We start from the raw sequence: 15,822 nt of genomic DNA, 5'->3' as shown, positions 1-15,822 counted from the left end.
ATCACCAGGAGCGCATGATGAGCACCCCCGTCCCCCGTGAACGCGCAGCGCGCGGCCGCGAAGTCCAGCAGGAACTCCGCGCCCGCGCGGTCGCCGAAGGCCGGCTCGCCGCCGACATCGCCGAAGCCCTGTCCGATCCCGCGCTCAGCCGCTGGAGGAGCGCCAACGGCTTCGCCGTCGTCGACGACCTCGACCGGCTGGAGGGCCCGGCCACCGGAACCGTCCGCGTGCCCGACGACCTCGTACGCGACACCGTGCCCGCCGAAGTCGACCTCACCGACCCGCGCGCCGTCACCGAGCTGTACCGGGTCGTCCTCGCAGACGGAACCGCCGCGCAGCAGTACGCGCTCCTCAACGCCGCCCTCCTGACGTCCGTCTGGGCCGTGGGCCTGGCCGAAGCACCCGTCATGCGGGTGTGGGAGAGCCGCTTCCCGCAGCTCACGGGACGGTGAGCGGGCAGTGAACGAGGAGGAGAAGTGGCGGATAGCCCGGATCACCCTGGAGACGGTCGGCGACAAGTACGACTACGCGCTGGCCGGCTCCATGGCGCTGCGCGCACACGGTCTGGCCGAGCGGCCGGTCGATGACATCGACCTGTTCAACATGCCCGACATCGGCGAGGGCGCCGTCGATGCCCGTGCGGAGGTCGTCACCGCGCTGACCGACGCCGGCTACCACGTCGAGGTGGAGAAGGTCTGGGCCCTGGACCAGGCCGCGAACCTGAGCGTCAGCGACCCCGCACAGCCTTGGGACGAGCCGGTGACCATCCAGATGGTCCCGATGGAGATGCACTACTTCCCCTCCGACATCAACGGCATCCGCACCATGTCCGTCCAGGACTGCGTGCAGATGAAGGCCGAAGCGGTGGGCTGGCGCACCGAGGCCAAGGACTACGTCGACCTGAGCGAGATGAACGTCGTCCTGGGCGCGGAGGTCGTCGACGAGTACCTCGCGGCCAACCCCAACCCGGCCCCCGAGGTCGTCTTCCGCTCCCAGCTCGGCAAGGTCGCCGAGATCCCCGACGAGAAGTTCGCCGCCTACGGCCTCGGCCCGGACCGGGCCGCGGAGGTCCGGCAGAACATCCTCGCGTGGGCCTCGGAGATCGCCCCCGCCCGACCGAACCCGCTCGCCGTGGAGGCCACCGGCCCGGCCGCAGGCGTCCAAGCGCTGCTTCCGGACCAGGCCGAGGCGGCCGCGGACCGGATCGCGGACGCCTCACCGCAGTCGCTGATGACCGACCACGAGCTGATGGTGACGGCCGGCAAGACCCGCCAGCTCGCCGACACCGCCGACGCTGTCGCGGCCGAGTCCGAGCGGGAAGCGGAATGGATGCGCGCCAACTACGAGGCGACCGGCGGAGGCTCTATGGCCGCCGAGCTGCGGGAGATGGGCGCCGACGACGCCATGGTCGCGCGGGCCTCGAACAGCGAACGCGAGGACGTCGAGCGCAAGGAATCGCGCGCCGGCGAACTGCGCGGACAGGCCAGCGAGCTGCGCGGACAGTCCGAAGCCGCCAAGGGCGAGGTCGACCGCCGCTCCGAGCTCAGCCCGGAGGAACGAGCGGCGGAAACCGTCATCCGGCGCGAGATCACCGGCCAGGTCGCAGCCCAAGCCGACCCGACACGCGCCTCCGTCGTCGCCCGCGCCACAGCCACCGCACCTCACCAGCAGGCTGCCCGCATGTGACGGCGAAGGGACCCACCAGGCCGGAAACCTGACGGCCACCGGAGCCTTGGCCGTGGGCTGTCCAACGCACCGGGATACAGGCCGTGGCACCGGGAACGGCCTCACTCAGCCGCGGCGTTGTTCAGGTGCGCCGAGGGAACTCGGTCTCGAAGGCTGGCGAGAAGCCGGTATACCCCTGGCAGGCCCGGGAGAGAATGGGATACATGGAGCTGAAGATCGGAAACACGGACAAGTCGGCAGGGACACTTCGCGTCGGACGCCTCGCAATGGGCAAGACGCTGAGGCGCGACACACCCATCGGCATGTGCATGAACGTGTTGCGCGGGGTTGTGAACGAGATCGAGAATCGCGAATCGGAGAAGAAGAAACGGCGGTTCTCATGGCGCCGGTGGCAGGCGAGCACCATGTACTACCTGAGTGTCGATGACGTCCGATTGCTTGCCGACCACCCTGCGAACCAGGAGCTGCGCGACCTGATCGCTGCCATACGAGATCGCGGTCCTGCCGTTGACGTCGTCCTGAAGTGCAGCTGACAGACAGGGAACCAGGCCCAGCCAAAGGGGAAACCCGCCATCGCAGAGGACTCCGAAGCGGCAGGTCAGAGGGTTCCAGCGGTGCCCACACAGTCCGGTCCGGGCTCCGGCGCGGTCGGGCCGAAAGCCCGGGGCTGACCTCGGACGGTGTCCGGGCCCCTGGCTATAGTCGGCCCTCACACACCCAGGGAGTCTCCATGAACCACCGTATCTCCGGACTCGCCCTGGCCGCGTTCCTCGCCCTGGCCGCGGTCGGCTGCGGCACATCCAGTCAGGGCCTGTCCCCTGCGGGAGTGAAGCCCGACACCACGACCCCGCCCGTCAGCGAGTCGGACCTACGGCTGCGGCTGCTGACCGGGGCAGACCTCGGACAGGACTACACCGAGGTTCCCACGTCACCCGCCCGCACCGACGGCGTCGGCATGAGCGGCTGCCCCGCCCTGGAGAAACTGGATGGCCCCTCCGGCGACGGCGCGCTCGACTTCGCGACCAGAGTCAAGGCGTCCTTCACCTACAGCGAGACCACCGGCGGGAGCATCTCCAAGCTGGGGGAGGAGCTGTACAGCGACACCCCGGCGAAGCTGGCCCAGAGCACCAAGGCCCTCTTCGACGCGTACGCCTCCTGCCCGTCCTTCAACCTGAACTCGGGCACCACCCCAGTCAAGATCGAGATCAAGAAGGAAACCCCACCCAAGGGCCTCGGCGACGAGCAGTACGCGCAGACGATGACCGTGGTGACCGGCTCCTCCACCACAGTGCTCCGGCAGACCGCCGTACGAGCCGGCACCATCATGGTGATGCTGTCCGGCGAGCCATCCCTCGTCACCAAGGAACTCCCGGCCGCTGTCCAGAAGGCGAAGGGGAAGTAGCCGTACCCCGCGCCCAAGGCCCCGGGCACCGGTCCCTTGGGCGCGGCCTGCTCCGCTGCTCGAGTCGGGTACCGGCTCGACCTGGATCGGGGGGAGAACCAGGGAGCCGGTACCCGGAGCGGGCCCCGTGAAGGGGCCCGGATGTCCATGAGTACAGGACACGAGCCGCTGACCTGACATTCGGGCTGGAGTGTCCCAGAAGCCTTCTGAAAATTCCGTCGCACGCCCGAGGCGGACCGGAGATTCAGATGAGAGCAGGAGCCCCACGGTTATGGGGCCCCAGTCGCGTTCGGCGTCGCACCGCCGGGTCACCCGTACGGCCGACCTGCCCCGGCGCCGCACAGCCGTTGGACACGACATGACCCACCACCCCTACGAGCACGACCTCGGCACCCTGTACCTGACCGTCGCGCCGGCCACCCTGGACGACGCCGAAGCGGCGCTCGCGCTGATCGCGAACTTCCCCGACATCAGCAGCGCCCGCATCAAGCACGGCCTCGCGTGCCGCCATCTCGTCACGACGGGCGACGCCAGCCGGGTCGACGCCTACTTCGACGCCACGGACATCCGCCCCGACCACGAGTTCGACGCGGTGATGGTGGCCGCCGCGCGGCGCGGCGTCGAGCGGATGAGGATGCTGGAATGGGAACTCACGGGTACCCACCCGAGCGACATCGACCCCGACGCCGAGTGATTCTCACAAATGACGTTCCCCATGGCACAGGAGCCGAGCAGGGCTAGGGAGCTATCGTCCGCTCACATCGTCGCCGCACGTGGCTTCGGGCAGGGGTTCCCGGGCGTCCACGGCTGACTGCCATTTCGCGTCAGCGGCCGGTCCGTCGGCACGCTCGGCACCCCACACCCATCGTCCGCCGCCCTCACGTTCCTCGGCGAGGACGCCGACGGCGTAGCGGTTCCCCGGCCGCAGCGCTTCGTTCAGGGCTTCGGTGGTGCCGTACGTCCCGTCGGGCTTCTTTACCACCCCCTGTGCGAGGTTCAGGGTGGCGGGCGCGGTGCCCTTGAGGGACTTCTCCACGGTGAGCGTCGACAGGCTCACCGCGCTGTCACCGCTCGCGTCCGGGGTGATGCGCTGCTCGCCGACCGTGCCGACCACCAGCGTCTCCACGTGCGTGGCGATCTGCTCCGGGGTGTTCGCCGGTGTTCCGCAGAGCGACTCGGTGTGGACCTCGCCGCTGAAGAACGCGATGTACGAGCCGGCGCTCCCGGCGATGGCGAGGGCGGCGGCACCCGCCCCCCACCACATGTGCTTGGCCATGGTTACCCCCACATTTTCTTGTAGTTGGCCTTGTCCACGGGCTGGGGTTCGGTGACCGGCATGCTCACGTTGATCGAGGTCCACATGAGCGAGAGGATCTTGCCGTCCTTGTGGCACAGGCCGAGCGCGTGGCCGACCTCATGGGCGGCTGCCGAGTCCTGGTAGGCCCGGTTGCGGCCGTCCATCTTCGACCGGTTGAAGCGGATGAAGTCGGTCCGTCCGATCCCGGAGTCGCGGACGTAGGAGGCGACCGGGTCCCGGTCACCGGTGGGTCCGGTGTAGTCCTGGAACTCGAGGTCGTTCACGGTCGTGGCCGAGTCGGGCGCGAGCTTGATCTTCGCGCCCGGGTACTGCCATGCCGACAGCGCCCATGTGCGCGCGGTGTCGTACTTCGTTGCGTCGGTCCACCGGATCTCGCCGTCGTCCACGGCGCTCTTCGTCCTCGATTCGGATTCGCCGTTGACACAGGGGGCGGGATCCACGGCGTGGGCGGGGGGTATGGCGAGGAGGCAGGCGGCGACGGTACAGGCGGCCAGGGAGATGGCGCGTGTGGTCATGGGGACGGAGCGTAGCGGCGTTGGTGATCACCGCGAGACCGTCTTCTCGTGTGGGTGAACGCGATACCGAAAGGCTGATCTGGCGGCGGTCATACATCCGGTAGCCATCGGAACGCCGAGCCCGCCGGCTTGTCCGGGAGGGCCGTCTGCGGTGAGTCTGGGGGAGGGGTCTCCCCGTGCCGTCCGGTCGGATTGGCCAACGCGGATGCGGCCCCCAGGCCGCAGAAGACGTCCTGGCCGTCTCCAGGTTCCTCAGGTGGGGCTGTGCCGCGGGGCGCGAAGGAGGGAACCCGGGACACCCTTCGACCGCCCCGCCAGGGCCACCTCCAGTTCGTCGGGGTTGAGGGCGGTCTCCTCGGGGCCGGGGGGCTCGAAGCGGGCGAAGAAGTCGTCCAGGGCGCTGGGGGTGACGGTCAGCGCGTTCGCGTCGGCGCGCTGGTTCCGCTCGTCCAGGCGCCGCAGCAGCTCCGACTTCTCGACAGGGAGGTAGGCCAGCACCCAGCGGCTGCCCGCCTCCTCGACGGTCTTCTTCCACGCGTCGCGGTCGGCGCGCAGCCACAGCCCGTGGTCGAGGACGACGTCGTGCCCGGCGGACAACTCGTCGGCGAGCTGTTGGCGTACGGCGTCGACGACGGGGCGTTCACGGGCGAAGTACTCGTGCTCGGGGTAGTCGACGCCGTACCGGCCATGGAGGCGGTGGACTTCCTCGTCGACGGACAGGCGGAGCATCCCGCGGTCGGCCAGGGCGCGGGCGAGCACCGTCTTGCCGGAGCCGGGGAGACCGATCAGCAGTACGGCGACGGGGGCGGATGTGCTCACTTCGTACTCCCTGCGGGCGGGCGGGATCTGCTCCTTCCAGTGTGGGCCGACCACCGGGCTCGCGGGCCGGACTACGGGCAGACGCCGGCGGGGCCTGGGGGCGGGCGCCACATGATGGCCCTGCACTCCCGAAGCTGCGGCGAAGTGAAAAGGCTATAGGCGCCGCTCCCCTTGTCGCCCAGATCGGACCGCTCGCAGCTACGGTAGACGCCCATGAACGCCTACGACCGAGCCGTGCAACGCGCCCTCGCCACCACCGGCCACACCCAACTCACCGCCCGTCAGCTCGCCGCGCTCCTCGACCGCACCGAAGAAGCCATCCCGCACGCACAACACCTCCAACGCCTTCACCCCGGACACGCCACCACCCGCGACCGCCTGCACGCCGCTGGCATGACCTGCGCACGGATTGGTCTCCACGAGGACGGCGACCCGGAGTTCCTTGACGCGCTGCTGCAGGAACTCGCCCACACATAAGCCTGGCAACAGCCCACCAGGCCCGGTACTCCCGAAGCTGCGGGAGTACCGGGCCATGATGACTGCTCCCTGGGGGCAGGCCGGCTTGTGCCTGCCGTGGTGATCACCGCCGGGCACGGCGTCAGGACCGTCCACTTCGGGGCGCTGCAGCGTGTCCGGCCGGAGGGGCGCCGGACGGGTCAGTACCGGTGGTCGTCGCGGCGGTTCTGCTCGTCCTCACGCTGCTGGCGCGCCGCCGCCTGCGCGGCATCCTGGGCCCGCTGCTGCTGCGCGGCCTGGGCGTTGTGTGCGCGCTCCAGGTCCTCGCTCTGCTTCTCCGCGGGGTCCATGCTCCGCCGGACCGATAGCTCACGGCGAAGGCCCACCGCCCGCTCGCGGTGCGACTCGGCACGGCGGCGCATCTGGGCGCCGGTGGCCCGGGCGTGGTCCGCGTCGCCGCCGGTGACCTCCTTCTCCTTGGTGACGACCGCCTCGACGTTGCCGCCGAGCTGCGCCCATTCCTCAAGGAGCTGGTCGTGTTCGGTCTCGTCTCCGGCGAGCGGGGCCAGCCGCTGGGCTTCACCGAGCAGGGTGGCCTGGCGCTGCTCGGCGGCCGCGCGCTCCCGGGTGGCCTGGGCGAGTTGCTCCTCGGCGATGCGGCGGTCTTCGCCGCGTAGGACCGGGCGGTTGAAGCGCCCGGTCTCCTCCAGCCGGACCGTGGCGGCGGCGATCGCTGCCTCGGCCCGTACCCGGTCGCCCTCGGTTGAGGTCAGGTCCACGCGGGTGCGGCGCAGGTCCTGAACCGCAGTGACCTGCTGGCCGCGCTGGGCCGCTTCGGTCTCGATCCGGCCGCCCGGGGCAAGGTCGGCCGTGAGCCGGTCGGCGCGGGCGTACGCGGTGTCGGCCTCCTGGTCGGCGAGGCGCGCGCGGGCCAGCGCGGATGCCTCCGCCGTGCCCAGGGCGTTCTCGGAGAGCGTGCCGAACGGCCGCTGCTGCCATCCGGGTCGGGCCGGGGCCGGCTCGGGACCGAGCGCGTCGAGGGCGCGTACGGCATCGCGGCCCGCCCGGTGGTCGGCGCGAGCCTCCAGCGCGCGGGGAGCGTGCCGGCGGGCGGACTCCTCTGCTTCCTGGGCGCGAAGACGTGCCTGGGCGGCGACCTCGGCGGCCTGCTCGGCGTGCGCGGACAGCTCGGCGGCACGGGCCGCGAGGGCCTCGTGGTTGCGGCGCCGCTCGGGGTCCGCCGCCGCCTTGAGTGCGCTCTCGGCCCGGTTCCGGGCGTCCAAGGCCTGCTGCGCCGCCGCGTCGGCCGCACGGCTCTGCGCGTGCAGGGTGTTGTCGGCGCGTGCCGCGTCGTCGGCGCGGATCGCGCCGATCTCGCCCTGCTGGACCTTGGCCTGGAGCTCGGGCCGCGCGCTCTCCTGCGGAGCCCCCTTCGGCGGGGTGCTCTGCCGGAACACGTCGACGGCTGCGCGCGCGGTGTCGTAGTCGAGGGCCTGCACGGGATCGGCGGGACGCTGGCCCAGGGAGAGGTCTTCCCGGCCGTAGTCCCACCGCTCGCGGTAGGTGTCGACCGCGACGGCCGCGGCGAGCCACGGCTCACGCAGCGGGCTTTCGGGGGCCGGGACCGGTCCGAGGGCGTCGAGCCAGCGGGCTCCCGCCTCGGCGGCACCGAGCACGCGGGCGGCCGCGACGGCGTCCTCGACGGGTACCTGTCCGTCGCGCCACACGCGGCGCAGGTGGTCGGGTCCGGGCTCGGGGGCCGGGCCGAGCGGAGCCTTGTCGTCGAGCTGGGCGAGGTCGCGGTAGGCGGCGGCGGACGCCAGCCGCTCCCGCCATGCCGTGGCCTCGACGCTGTCCTGGGGCGCCGGTCCGTACGCGCCGGCCCAGCCTTCGCCGAGGGTCGCGTCCTCCGCGGCGCTGGTGGCGAGTTCCTCGGCGCGCGCGGTGATGGCGCTCGCCAGATCGTGCGCGTAGACGCTCTTCTCGCTGCCGTCGTCCTCGGGGAGGCGAAGGTGCAGCTGGGCCAGGAGCAGGGGACCGGAGGCAAGCTGCTGCTCCGCCGCATCGAGAGCAGCGAGGACCACCTCGTCGTTGTGGAGCCGCCAGTGCAGGACCGCGGCGACATCGTCGGCGTCGCCGAACCCGCGGACCGGAATAGCCCGCTGCAGGGCCTCGACCGGATCGGCCCCGCCCGCTTCGACACGGGTGAGGACGTCGCGCAGCGCGGGCCACGCCTCGGCCTCCACGATCGATGCGACCATCGGGATCCGCTCACGCAGCTGCTCGACCAGGCGCTCGCCGGCCAGGTCGTCAAGAGTGAACCGCAGCCGGGGTACGAGGGTGTGCAGGGCCTCGGAGGCGTCCAGGGAGTCGCGCTGGGCCACGGTCGCCGACCGGGTGGTGCCGTCCCGTTCGACGATCTGCGCCCACGCCTGGCGGGCGGTACGGACCGGGTCCGGGTCGCCGACGATCGGCACCATCTCGGGGGTGACGATCAAGTACATGTGGTTGGCGAACTTGCCACGGGTCGCCGACGGGTAGGCCGCGTTGCGGTTCATGCCCTGGTCGAAGAGGGCGTGCGCGGTGTCGGTGGTCAGGCCCTGCGCGCGGTCCTTGGTGATGGCGTAGCCGAGCTCGACGGACGCCTCGACGTAGCCGGCGGGCAGGAGCGCGGTCGCCTTGGAGTGGGTGGACTTCACGACGAGGCCGCCGTCGCGGCGGATCTTCGTCACGGTCCACATGTCGCCGTTGCGGACATAGCCGCGGCCGCCCCGGACCTGGATCCGGCGGTCGATGGCGCGGGTGACGATGCGGTCGCCGCAGCCTGCGGAGTTGCCGTCACGGAGCAAGACCGTCCGGCTGTTGTCGACGACGCCGGCCGTCACGCGGTCTTCGCGGGCGCGGGCGGAGAGCGCGGCGGCACTCGCGTTGTCCGGCGCGATGAGGATGGAGACCAGGCCGTCCTCAGTGTCCGACAGCCACGCCTCGTACGCCTTGGCGGCCATGGCGTCGGCGCTGCCGGCGTGGATGCGCCCGCGGGTGTGGTACGCCTCGAACGAGGTCTCGGAGTCGCCTTCGGCGAGGGCCTTGGAGGCCTCGATCTCCCAGGTTCGCAGGGTGCCGTCGTGGTCGCGGAAGCGCCGGATCTCGGTCAGGTAGAGGGCGCCCGCTTCCGCCTCGATCTGCGCGAGGAGGCCGCCGGGGCCCGGTGCGCCGAGCTGGAGGGGGTCACCGACCGGCAGGAGGCGGCCGCCCGCCGTGGTGACCTGGTGCAGGAGTGCGGCCATGTCGGTGGAGGCGGCCTGGCCTGCTTCGTCGACGATCACGATGGCGCCCGCCGGCAGGGTCCACTCCCGCTCTCCGGGCGAGATCAGTTCGCTCATGAACAGCCACCGGCGGATGTTCTCGGTGCGGATCCTGGCTTCCTCGCCGAGGACATCGGCCTGGACCTGGCCGTTGGCCATGCCGATAACGGGGATGCCATAGGCGTCGCCGACCTCACGGAGCAGCGCCATGATCGTGGTCTTGCCCGAGCCAGCCCGGCCGATGACGGCCTGCACGCGCCGGTCGCCGGTGAAGACGCCGTGGACGATGTCCAGCTGCTCCTGGCTCGGCGTGAACCCGCGCCGGTCATGGCCTGCTTCGAGGGCGGCGATGATGTGTACGGGGCTGAGGATCCGGACGGGCGCGGGCGTCTTCGCGGCCTGCACGACCTCGTACTCGGCCCGCTTGATGTTGTGCGAGGTGTAGCGCGTGCACCCGGCGTCGTGGAACAGCGAGGTCCCGTCCGGGCGCAGGTAGTCCGTGGGGACGGGCAGCAGGTCGGGCATGTCGACGAGCTCGCAGAACTCGGGCGACAGCACGGCCGACGTCAGCTGCTGGACGGTCGTGTCGTACTGCTCGCCCAGGGCTATGTGCCAGCCCGCCGCGACCAGCTGACGGATGACCTCTGCCTCCGCGTTGGGGCGCGTCCAGGTCTCACGCTGCTGCTCCAGCACGGCGACGACCGTGCGGGGGATGTCCTCGAGAGGTACGTCCCGGCGTACGTCCCGGGCGATCTCTTCCGGCGACGTCGGTGTCTGACGGGCGGCTCGGGAGGACTCCTGCTGGGCTCGCTCGACTATGTCCTCGGGGTGGCGAAGACCCTCCTTGCGGGCCCGCTCGCGCCAGATCTGCCGTTCGTCGGCCTCGGAACGCAGCTCCTTGTGGGGCCGGTCGGTCAGTGCGGCGGCCTGCGCCAGCCGGTACGACTCCGCACGGTTCGGCTCCCGCCCCTCGCGGACCCGGAAGGTCTTCATCAGCTCGCGGAGGTGGCCCTCGGTCTGCTGGCGGCGGGAGGAGAATTCAGTGATCAGCTTCTGGTCGACGCCGTGGAACTCGCGGATGGGGCGCTTGTCGAAGGAGAGGCTGTCGTCGCGCTCGACGGCGGTGATGCCGAGCTCTTCGGCCATGCCGCGCTCGAGTTCGGCGGTGTACATCTCGCCGAAGGTGACGCGCTGCCGGTGCAGGGGACGCGCGTCCAGCGCGAGCCACTTCCCGTCCACGGAGACCTTCGCGCTGATCGCGATGTGCCGGTGGAACGCAGGGTCGCCGGCGCGACTTGAGCGGTGCGTGAAGACGGCCGCGGCCAAGCCGTCGGTCTCGACCTGGGCGACTCCGTTGGCCCCGATACGGGCGTATCCGGCGCTGGATTCGATGCGCTGCCACATCTTCTGGAAGGCCCGCTCCTCGACCCTCAGGAGCCGCTCGCGGCCTTCGTCGTCGGCCAGGGCGACCGCGATGGCGAAGGACTTGACGGGGGAGACGACCATCTCCCAGCCGGCCCTGGCAGAGCGCTCGCCCTCGCGCTCCACGAGCGCGCGGAGTTCATCCTTGCGGGCGTCGGAGGCCTTCGGTTCCTGGCGCAGGCGCTCGGTGTACCGCTCCTCAACAGTCTTGTACTGGCGCCACCTCCGGCCCAGAGCCTCGCCCGTCAGGGGGTCCTCGCCGTACTTGAACAGGGCGTCGGCGTGGGCCTGAGTGACGTCTCCGGAGAGGCCGAGGGCCTCGGCACCCTGGCCTATCCAGAAGCCGGGGGTGTCAGCGCCGGCTGCCCAGTGCTCCTCGTTCGCGCTGACGCCGAGCGTGCGGTCGTCGCTTGCGACGGTGCTCAGGAGGTAGTCGATACCCATGCCGGCACTGACCGGGTGGATCGTCAGCATGCCGTCCCCAGCATCCCGTTCATCACGTCCTGGCCGGTGGCCTGGGGGAGCGTGATCGGACGGTACATAGAGGTGATCTTAGACAGCCGGATGGCATATGCCAAAGGTAATGCACATGGTGTGACTAGATGATCTTGAAAAGATCTCGATGATTGGAGAATGAGCACGTGAGAGATGGTGTGAAGGAAGAACTGTGTGAGTTGGAAGGTAGAGGTCAGTGAGGTGAAGAGGTGGTCAGAGAAGGAGGATCAGTGAGGTGACAGTGAAGGGGGAGGTAGAGGATCGGCGGGAGGGGTGAGCGGTTTGAAGACCAGGACGGTGTCAGTGGGACGCGCAGGGATTTGGCAGTGACGGTGTAGCGCTGGGGAAGTGCCTGGGTACGTGCTCTGGACACGTGAGGAACCAGTGGGGACGTCGCCGAAGAGGCTGCAGAGGGATGTCGTGGCTGTCGAGAACGACGCCGCGGAAGTCACGGTGTTGCTATCGACTGGAGCATGCCCACGGAGCGGACGGTGTGCCGGGCAGTGGTGCGCCGCGCGGAGCGTTGAAGCTCCGTATCCACGACTCCTTCGACGGGGGGGACCTCTGGAGCGACTTGCGGGACTTCTTCGACGGCGACCCGGACCGGATCGAGCAGGTCATCGTCGGCCTCGACTTCTCCCTGCTGGACTGACGGACCGGCGCCGCGGGCGGGTCAGGGAGACGGATCACCGGCTGGGGCGGCCAGCAGGGCCTCCATGAGGCTCTGGAAGCGGTGCAGGTCCTCGGCCCAGTGCGGGGTCAGCAGGTACTGGATGGTGCTGATGGCGATCGCGGCTTCGCCCGCGGCCCCCGCCGGCGCGAGTCCCCCCACGCGTACCCATTGGTCCCACATGACGTCGTGCATCAGCCGCGGGATGGCCCGTGCCGCGACCTCCTCCCGGGCCCAGAGGGTTCCAAGGGTCCCGGAGGCTTTCGTGCACGCGCGGACGGCCGCGCACAACGCCTTGTCCTCGGCCTGCTCCACTGCCCTCACCAGACCGGTCATGCCTCCTGCCATGGGGGACTGTGCCATCAGGTCCACTCCGGTGAGGGCGGCTTCCCGGTGGGCGTCGCGGATCAGGTCGATCACCTCGGTGCTTGCCGGCCAGGCCTTTGCCCAGGACTCCATCACGTCGTCGAAGGAGACGTTGTCCGTGCCGCCGACCAAGAGCCGGGCGCCGGGCTCGGTCAGGGCCCGGTGGAAGATGTTCGCCACGGTGCGGGCCGGCGGCAGTTCCACTCCGGCTTCGGCCGCGTGGGATCGCAGGATCCCGTCGAGGTCGCGACGGGGGGAGCGCCGGTTCTTCAGCAGCTGGGCCGCGATGTCCTCCCTCGCGTGGAACGCCTCGTCGGAGTCTCCGGTGGGGACTTGCCCGATGTCGATCCCCGCTCGCTCCAGCGGCCGCTTGAGAGCGGCGACCAGCGCGTTGCGCAACCGGGTGGCGGACTCGGCCGTGTCGTCGATCGCCCAGAACGTCCAGGCGATCCAGCTGATGCTGCGCCCGGGCGTCGAGACGGCCGCGAGGTGAAGAACCCGCTGTACGACGTCGGGACGGAGCTCCGTGGCGCTGTCGGGGGTGAGGCTGTTCTTCGCCCGGGCCAGCCACAGCTGCTGGCGCCACCGTTCCAGCTGGGTCGCGGTGACGGTGACCTCGTGTCGGCCGGCCTCGGCGATCAGCGCGAGATCGATGGCGGAGGGCTTCGTACGGGTCATGGCCGGATCCTGCGGTTGTTGCTGTCGGAGGTGAGGACGGTGTAGAGGGTGACCGCCGTTCCCATGGCGCTCGCCCAGGCCTCGCTCTGGACCGCGAGGACGGTGATGGCGGCCACGAGCAGCAGGACGGGGAGACGGGAGCCGTCGACCCCTCCGGGGTCGAGTGGGTCGGTGTTCACGTGATGGTCCTTTCCGAGGGGCAGGCAGCCCGATCTCCTGGCAGAGCAGACCTGTTCTCCGCGTCGGGGTGCGGAGAGGCTGCACGCCCATTGCCCCACGGCTCTCTGGGCGAAGTGCGGGAATCCTCGCGGGGCCGCCGGCGCGCAGGACGCCGTGTGCCCTCGCTTCGAGGCCGGCCCCCGGAGGGGGCGCCGCCGGGGCCAGGGTTGGGTGGTCATGGTCGAGGGCCTCCGGGAACCGGAGTCGGCCCGGTGCCGATCGAGGGCAGCCTGTCGCAGGGGGCACCGGGGCCGTCCGGTGCCATTGTGGAGCCATGGGGAATCCGAACGAGGAACTCACCGACCTTGCCCGCCAGGCGCGCTCGACAGCGGTTGAGCTGCGCCTTGCGGCCAATCGGATGGAGCGCCTCGGCTTGCGCATGAGTGAACACTGCGAGGAGGACCTCCTCCTTGCCGTATCGGCGCTGTACAGCGACACGGACATGCTCAACGTCTCCTCCGCCCTGGTGGGCACCGGGGTGATGATGGCGATGGACAAGGGCAACATCGTGATGCTCAGGGATATCGCCGGTGGCAGGTTGTTCGAGCCCGACCCCGCCGCTTGGCTGGGGAGGTTCCGCGGGGATGGAGGGCAGTCCTGATGAGGACCTCTGCGGTGAACACGTGAGAGCAGGGTGTGCGTAGGCACCACTCCCTGGGAGTCGCTGACCCTTCCAGCGGCAGGATGCCGAGGACGACACCTCCGTCTGGGTGAGGGGGTGTTGGGGTGCTTCATGGATGCGCGTGGGTGCTCGGGGTGGTGATTGCTGCTGTGGGGCCGGCAGGCCGGGTGTGAGCATTGCCGCAGGTCGCGGGCAGGGTTCGGCGTTTATCACCGGTTTAGGATCCGGGCATGACGTCACGTAGCAACGAGGAAGCGCTGTCCCGGAAGCAGAAGCTCCGGGAGCAGCAGAGGCGCCAGCTGAAGGTGCTGGACACGGTCGAGCGGCACGAGAAGAAGCTGGCCTCGATCGACGAGGACAAGGAGAAGAAGATCGCCGCGATCGAGAGCGCCGCGGCGGTGGAGGTGGCGGCTGTCGAGCGGGAGATGGGCGCGACGATCGTCGAGGCGGTGGAGGTCTTCGGGAGTCAGCCGAACGCGGCCGAGCAGCTGGGGCTGACGCTGGGGGACATACGCCGGTACCTGAACCAGGACAAGGACGGCCAGCCGGAGGCGACGACCAATGTCCAGACGACTGAGCCCCCTGCCCGGGGGCAGGAGCCGGCGCCTGATCTCCCGGTTACCGGTGACGGGCCCGCCTCTGATGATGTGCCGGAGAGCGTCGTCACGGCGGAGACGGACGGCACCGGAGAGGGTGCCGGCGTGGAGGAGCCGATCGGGGTTCCGGCGGCGTAGCGCGAACACGAAGCGGCCCCCGACCTCGTGGCACCGAAGGGTGCTGGGGTCGGGGGCCGCTTGCTGCCCGGTGGGGGTTTCACGAGCTGCGCTTGGCCTGGGCGTTCTTCCGGCGTTCGATCCACGCCTTGACGTCGTCGACGTTGCGCTCGCTGTTGGCGTTCTTCGCCGGGAAGGGGTCCTCGCCGGCGGTGAAGGTCTTCGCGTAGTACTTGAGCATGTCGGTGGTCGTGCCGGCTGCTTCCGCGAGGGCGGCCGGGCGCAGCATCTTGGACGCGTCGGGCCCGCGGTGCTGGTCGATGGCCCGCAGGAGTCTGCGCGCCGAGTCGGGGTTCTTCAGCCCAAGCCTCTCGGTGAGCCAGGGGACGGTGACGGCCTTGCCCTCGGCGTCCGCGGCCTGGACGAGCTCGAGGACTTCGCGCTCGCGCGCGGTGAGTCCACGCTCGTCGCGGCTGGAGGGCTTGGACGGCTTGCGGTCGCGCTCGGCGTTCTCGATGATCCAGGTCCGGACCTCGGACCAGTCGCGCTGCCCCTGGGCGTCGGCTTCGGGGAAGGGGTTCTCGCTCTTCTCGGCGCTGTAGGTCGCGGCGTAGTAGTTCACGCCGCGGACGGTGATGCCGAGGGTGCGGGCGAGGTCCTTGGCGTCCATCTTGGCGTGGCGGGGGCGTGCCCTGCGGGCGGTCTCGGCGACGTTGCGGGGGCCGCTGGGGGTGCTGCCTTCCTCGGCGGCCGCGAAGGACTGCTCCTTGTACCAGTTGAAGACGGCGTCGCGGTCGCGGTACTTGGTGCCGCGGTCTCCGGTGGGCGGAACGTCCGGGGGGAAGCCGGCGGTCTTGTCGTAGACCCAGTTGCGGACGGAGTCCAGCTCACGGCCGGTGGCGTCGGCGATCTGCTTGATGGTGACGCGCTGCGGCAGGAGGTCGAAGGCGGCCTTGACTTCGTCGAGGGACTTCATGTGCGGGTGCTCCTTGTGGTCGGGGTGTGGCGGCTGCCGTGGGCGGATACGCGGAGAGGCCGACGGCGGGTGCGCGGTGTTCCCGTACCTGTGTACGGGAACACCGCGTCCGTCGTCGGCTGCGCCTGATGGTGTGTGGTGGTCGTGGGCGGTGCTCCTC

At 70.4% G+C, this 15,822-nt stretch carries 16 protein-coding genes; 9 read left to right on the top strand and 7 right to left on the bottom strand.

Going from position 1 to position 15,822, the window contains the following annotated elements; all coding sequences use genetic code 11:
* Positions 1-17: 17 nt before the first annotated feature.
* The 5 genes from OG247_RS44190 (at position 18) to OG247_RS44170 (ending at position 3,782) form a co-directional block, all read left to right on the top strand.
* The gene (locus OG247_RS44190; RefSeq protein ID WP_327258069.1) at positions 18-452 is read left to right on the top strand and encodes a hypothetical protein; all 435 of its coding nucleotides are present in this window, start codon (positions 18-20) and stop codon (positions 450-452) included.
* 7 nt (positions 453-459) lie between these two features.
* The gene (locus OG247_RS44185) at positions 460-1,686 is read left to right on the top strand and encodes a nucleotidyl transferase AbiEii/AbiGii toxin family protein (protein ID WP_327258068.1); all 1,227 of its coding nucleotides are present in this window, start codon (positions 460-462) and stop codon (positions 1,684-1,686) included.
* A gap of 203 nt (positions 1,687-1,889) precedes the next feature.
* Positions 1,890-2,219, top strand: a complete 330-nt coding sequence (locus tag OG247_RS44180; RefSeq protein WP_327258278.1) for a hypothetical protein — start codon at positions 1,890-1,892, stop codon at positions 2,217-2,219.
* Between the two features lie 197 nt (positions 2,220-2,416).
* Positions 2,417-3,088, top strand: coding sequence for a hypothetical protein (locus OG247_RS44175; protein ID WP_327258277.1), 672 nt, complete (start codon positions 2,417-2,419; stop codon positions 3,086-3,088).
* 358 nt (positions 3,089-3,446) lie between these two features.
* Positions 3,447-3,782, top strand: a complete 336-nt coding sequence (locus tag OG247_RS44170) for a hypothetical protein (protein WP_327258276.1) — start codon at positions 3,447-3,449, stop codon at positions 3,780-3,782.
* Positions 3,783-3,833: 51 nt separating this feature from the next.
* Here OG247_RS44170 and OG247_RS44165 read toward each other — a convergent pair whose 3' ends face one another.
* The 3 genes from OG247_RS44165 to OG247_RS44155 all read right to left on the bottom strand — a co-directional run bounded on the left by OG247_RS44165 (position 3,834) and on the right by OG247_RS44155 (position 5,740).
* On the bottom strand, positions 3,834-4,364 hold the full coding sequence (locus OG247_RS44165; RefSeq protein WP_327258275.1) for a hypothetical protein: 531 nt from the start codon (positions 4,362-4,364) through the stop codon (positions 3,834-3,836).
* A gap of 2 nt (positions 4,365-4,366) precedes the next feature.
* Complete coding sequence (locus OG247_RS44160; protein WP_327258274.1) at positions 4,367-4,921, bottom strand: hypothetical protein; 555 nt, start codon at positions 4,919-4,921, stop codon at positions 4,367-4,369.
* 252 nt (positions 4,922-5,173) lie between these two features.
* A complete protein-coding gene (locus tag OG247_RS44155; RefSeq protein WP_327258273.1) occupies positions 5,174-5,740 on the bottom strand; it encodes an AAA family ATPase in 567 nt (188 codons plus the stop codon).
* Between the two features lie 213 nt (positions 5,741-5,953).
* On the opposite strand from OG247_RS44155, the gene OG247_RS44150 reads away from it, so the two are divergent.
* Positions 5,954-6,217, top strand: coding sequence for a hypothetical protein (locus tag OG247_RS44150; RefSeq protein ID WP_327258272.1), 264 nt, complete (start codon positions 5,954-5,956; stop codon positions 6,215-6,217).
* Between the two features lie 179 nt (positions 6,218-6,396).
* Here the strand turns inward: OG247_RS44150 and mobF are convergent, their stop codons facing one another.
* Positions 6,397-11,397 (bottom strand): MobF family relaxase, encoded by a 5,001-nt coding sequence (gene mobF, locus OG247_RS44145; protein WP_327258271.1) that lies wholly within the window; start codon positions 11,395-11,397, stop codon positions 6,397-6,399.
* Positions 11,398-11,941: 544 nt separating this feature from the next.
* On the opposite strand from mobF, the gene OG247_RS44140 reads away from it, so the two are divergent.
* A complete protein-coding gene (locus tag OG247_RS44140; RefSeq protein ID WP_327258270.1) occupies positions 11,942-12,070 on the top strand; it encodes a hypothetical protein in 129 nt (42 codons plus the stop codon).
* Between the two features lie 21 nt (positions 12,071-12,091).
* On the opposite strand, the gene OG247_RS44135 is transcribed toward OG247_RS44140, so the two are convergent.
* Both OG247_RS44135 and OG247_RS44130 read right to left on the bottom strand, forming a co-directional pair.
* Positions 12,092-13,132: a hypothetical protein gene (locus OG247_RS44135; protein ID WP_327258269.1), complete on the bottom strand. Its 1,041-nt coding sequence runs from the start codon at positions 13,130-13,132 to the stop codon at positions 12,092-12,094.
* Positions 13,129-13,311, bottom strand: coding sequence for a hypothetical protein (locus OG247_RS44130; protein WP_327258268.1), 183 nt, complete (start codon positions 13,309-13,311; stop codon positions 13,129-13,131). The genes OG247_RS44135 and OG247_RS44130 overlap by 4 nt, the downstream gene beginning before the upstream one ends.
* 314 nt (positions 13,312-13,625) lie before the next feature.
* Between OG247_RS44130 and OG247_RS44125 the strand changes: the two genes are divergently transcribed.
* Together OG247_RS44125 and OG247_RS44120 are read left to right on the top strand one after the other, a co-directional pair.
* Positions 13,626-13,952, top strand: a complete 327-nt coding sequence (locus OG247_RS44125) for a hypothetical protein (protein ID WP_327258267.1) — start codon at positions 13,626-13,628, stop codon at positions 13,950-13,952.
* 251 nt (positions 13,953-14,203) lie between these two features.
* Entirely contained in the window at positions 14,204-14,707 is a 504-nt protein-coding gene (locus OG247_RS44120) for a hypothetical protein (RefSeq protein ID WP_327258266.1), read from the top strand.
* Positions 14,708-14,786: 79 nt separating this feature from the next.
* Here OG247_RS44120 and OG247_RS44115 read toward each other — a convergent pair whose 3' ends face one another.
* Entirely contained in the window at positions 14,787-15,662 is an 876-nt protein-coding gene (locus tag OG247_RS44115; RefSeq protein WP_327258265.1) for a hypothetical protein, read from the bottom strand.
* Positions 15,663-15,822 lie beyond the last annotated feature (160 nt).

This window comes from Streptomyces sp. NBC_01244, from assembly GCF_035987325.1.
Lineage (GTDB): Bacteria > Actinomycetota > Actinomycetes > Streptomycetales > Streptomycetaceae > Streptomyces.
Note: the sequence above shows the minus strand (reverse complement) of the source record. Positions and strands in the feature narration are given on the sequence as shown.

Excerpts from the sequence above, each read along its gene's own strand:
- OG247_RS44190 (WP_327258069.1), top strand. The coding sequence starts at position 18 with ATGAGCACCCCCGTCCCCCGTGAACGCGCAGCGCGCGGCCGCGAAGTC.
- OG247_RS44180 (WP_327258278.1), top strand. The coding sequence starts at position 1,890 with ATGGAGCTGAAGATCGGAAACACGGACAAGTCGGCAGGGACACTTCGC.
- OG247_RS44175 (WP_327258277.1), top strand. The coding sequence starts at position 2,417 with ATGAACCACCGTATCTCCGGACTCGCCCTGGCCGCGTTCCTCGCCCTG.
- OG247_RS44170 (WP_327258276.1), top strand. The coding sequence starts at position 3,447 with ATGACCCACCACCCCTACGAGCACGACCTCGGCACCCTGTACCTGACC.
- OG247_RS44165 (WP_327258275.1), bottom strand. The coding sequence starts at position 4,364 with ATGGCCAAGCACATGTGGTGGGGGGCGGGTGCCGCCGCCCTCGCCATC.
- OG247_RS44160 (WP_327258274.1), bottom strand. The coding sequence starts at position 4,921 with ATGACCACACGCGCCATCTCCCTGGCCGCCTGTACCGTCGCCGCCTGC.
- OG247_RS44150 (WP_327258272.1), top strand. The coding sequence starts at position 5,954 with ATGAACGCCTACGACCGAGCCGTGCAACGCGCCCTCGCCACCACCGGC.
- mobF (WP_327258271.1), bottom strand. The coding sequence starts at position 11,397 with ATGCTGACGATCCACCCGGTCAGTGCCGGCATGGGTATCGACTACCTC.
- OG247_RS44135 (WP_327258269.1), bottom strand. The coding sequence starts at position 13,132 with ATGACCCGTACGAAGCCCTCCGCCATCGATCTCGCGCTGATCGCCGAG.
- OG247_RS44125 (WP_327258267.1), top strand. The coding sequence starts at position 13,626 with ATGGGGAATCCGAACGAGGAACTCACCGACCTTGCCCGCCAGGCGCGC.
- OG247_RS44120 (WP_327258266.1), top strand. The coding sequence starts at position 14,204 with ATGACGTCACGTAGCAACGAGGAAGCGCTGTCCCGGAAGCAGAAGCTC.
- OG247_RS44115 (WP_327258265.1), bottom strand. The coding sequence starts at position 15,662 with ATGAAGTCCCTCGACGAAGTCAAGGCCGCCTTCGACCTCCTGCCGCAG.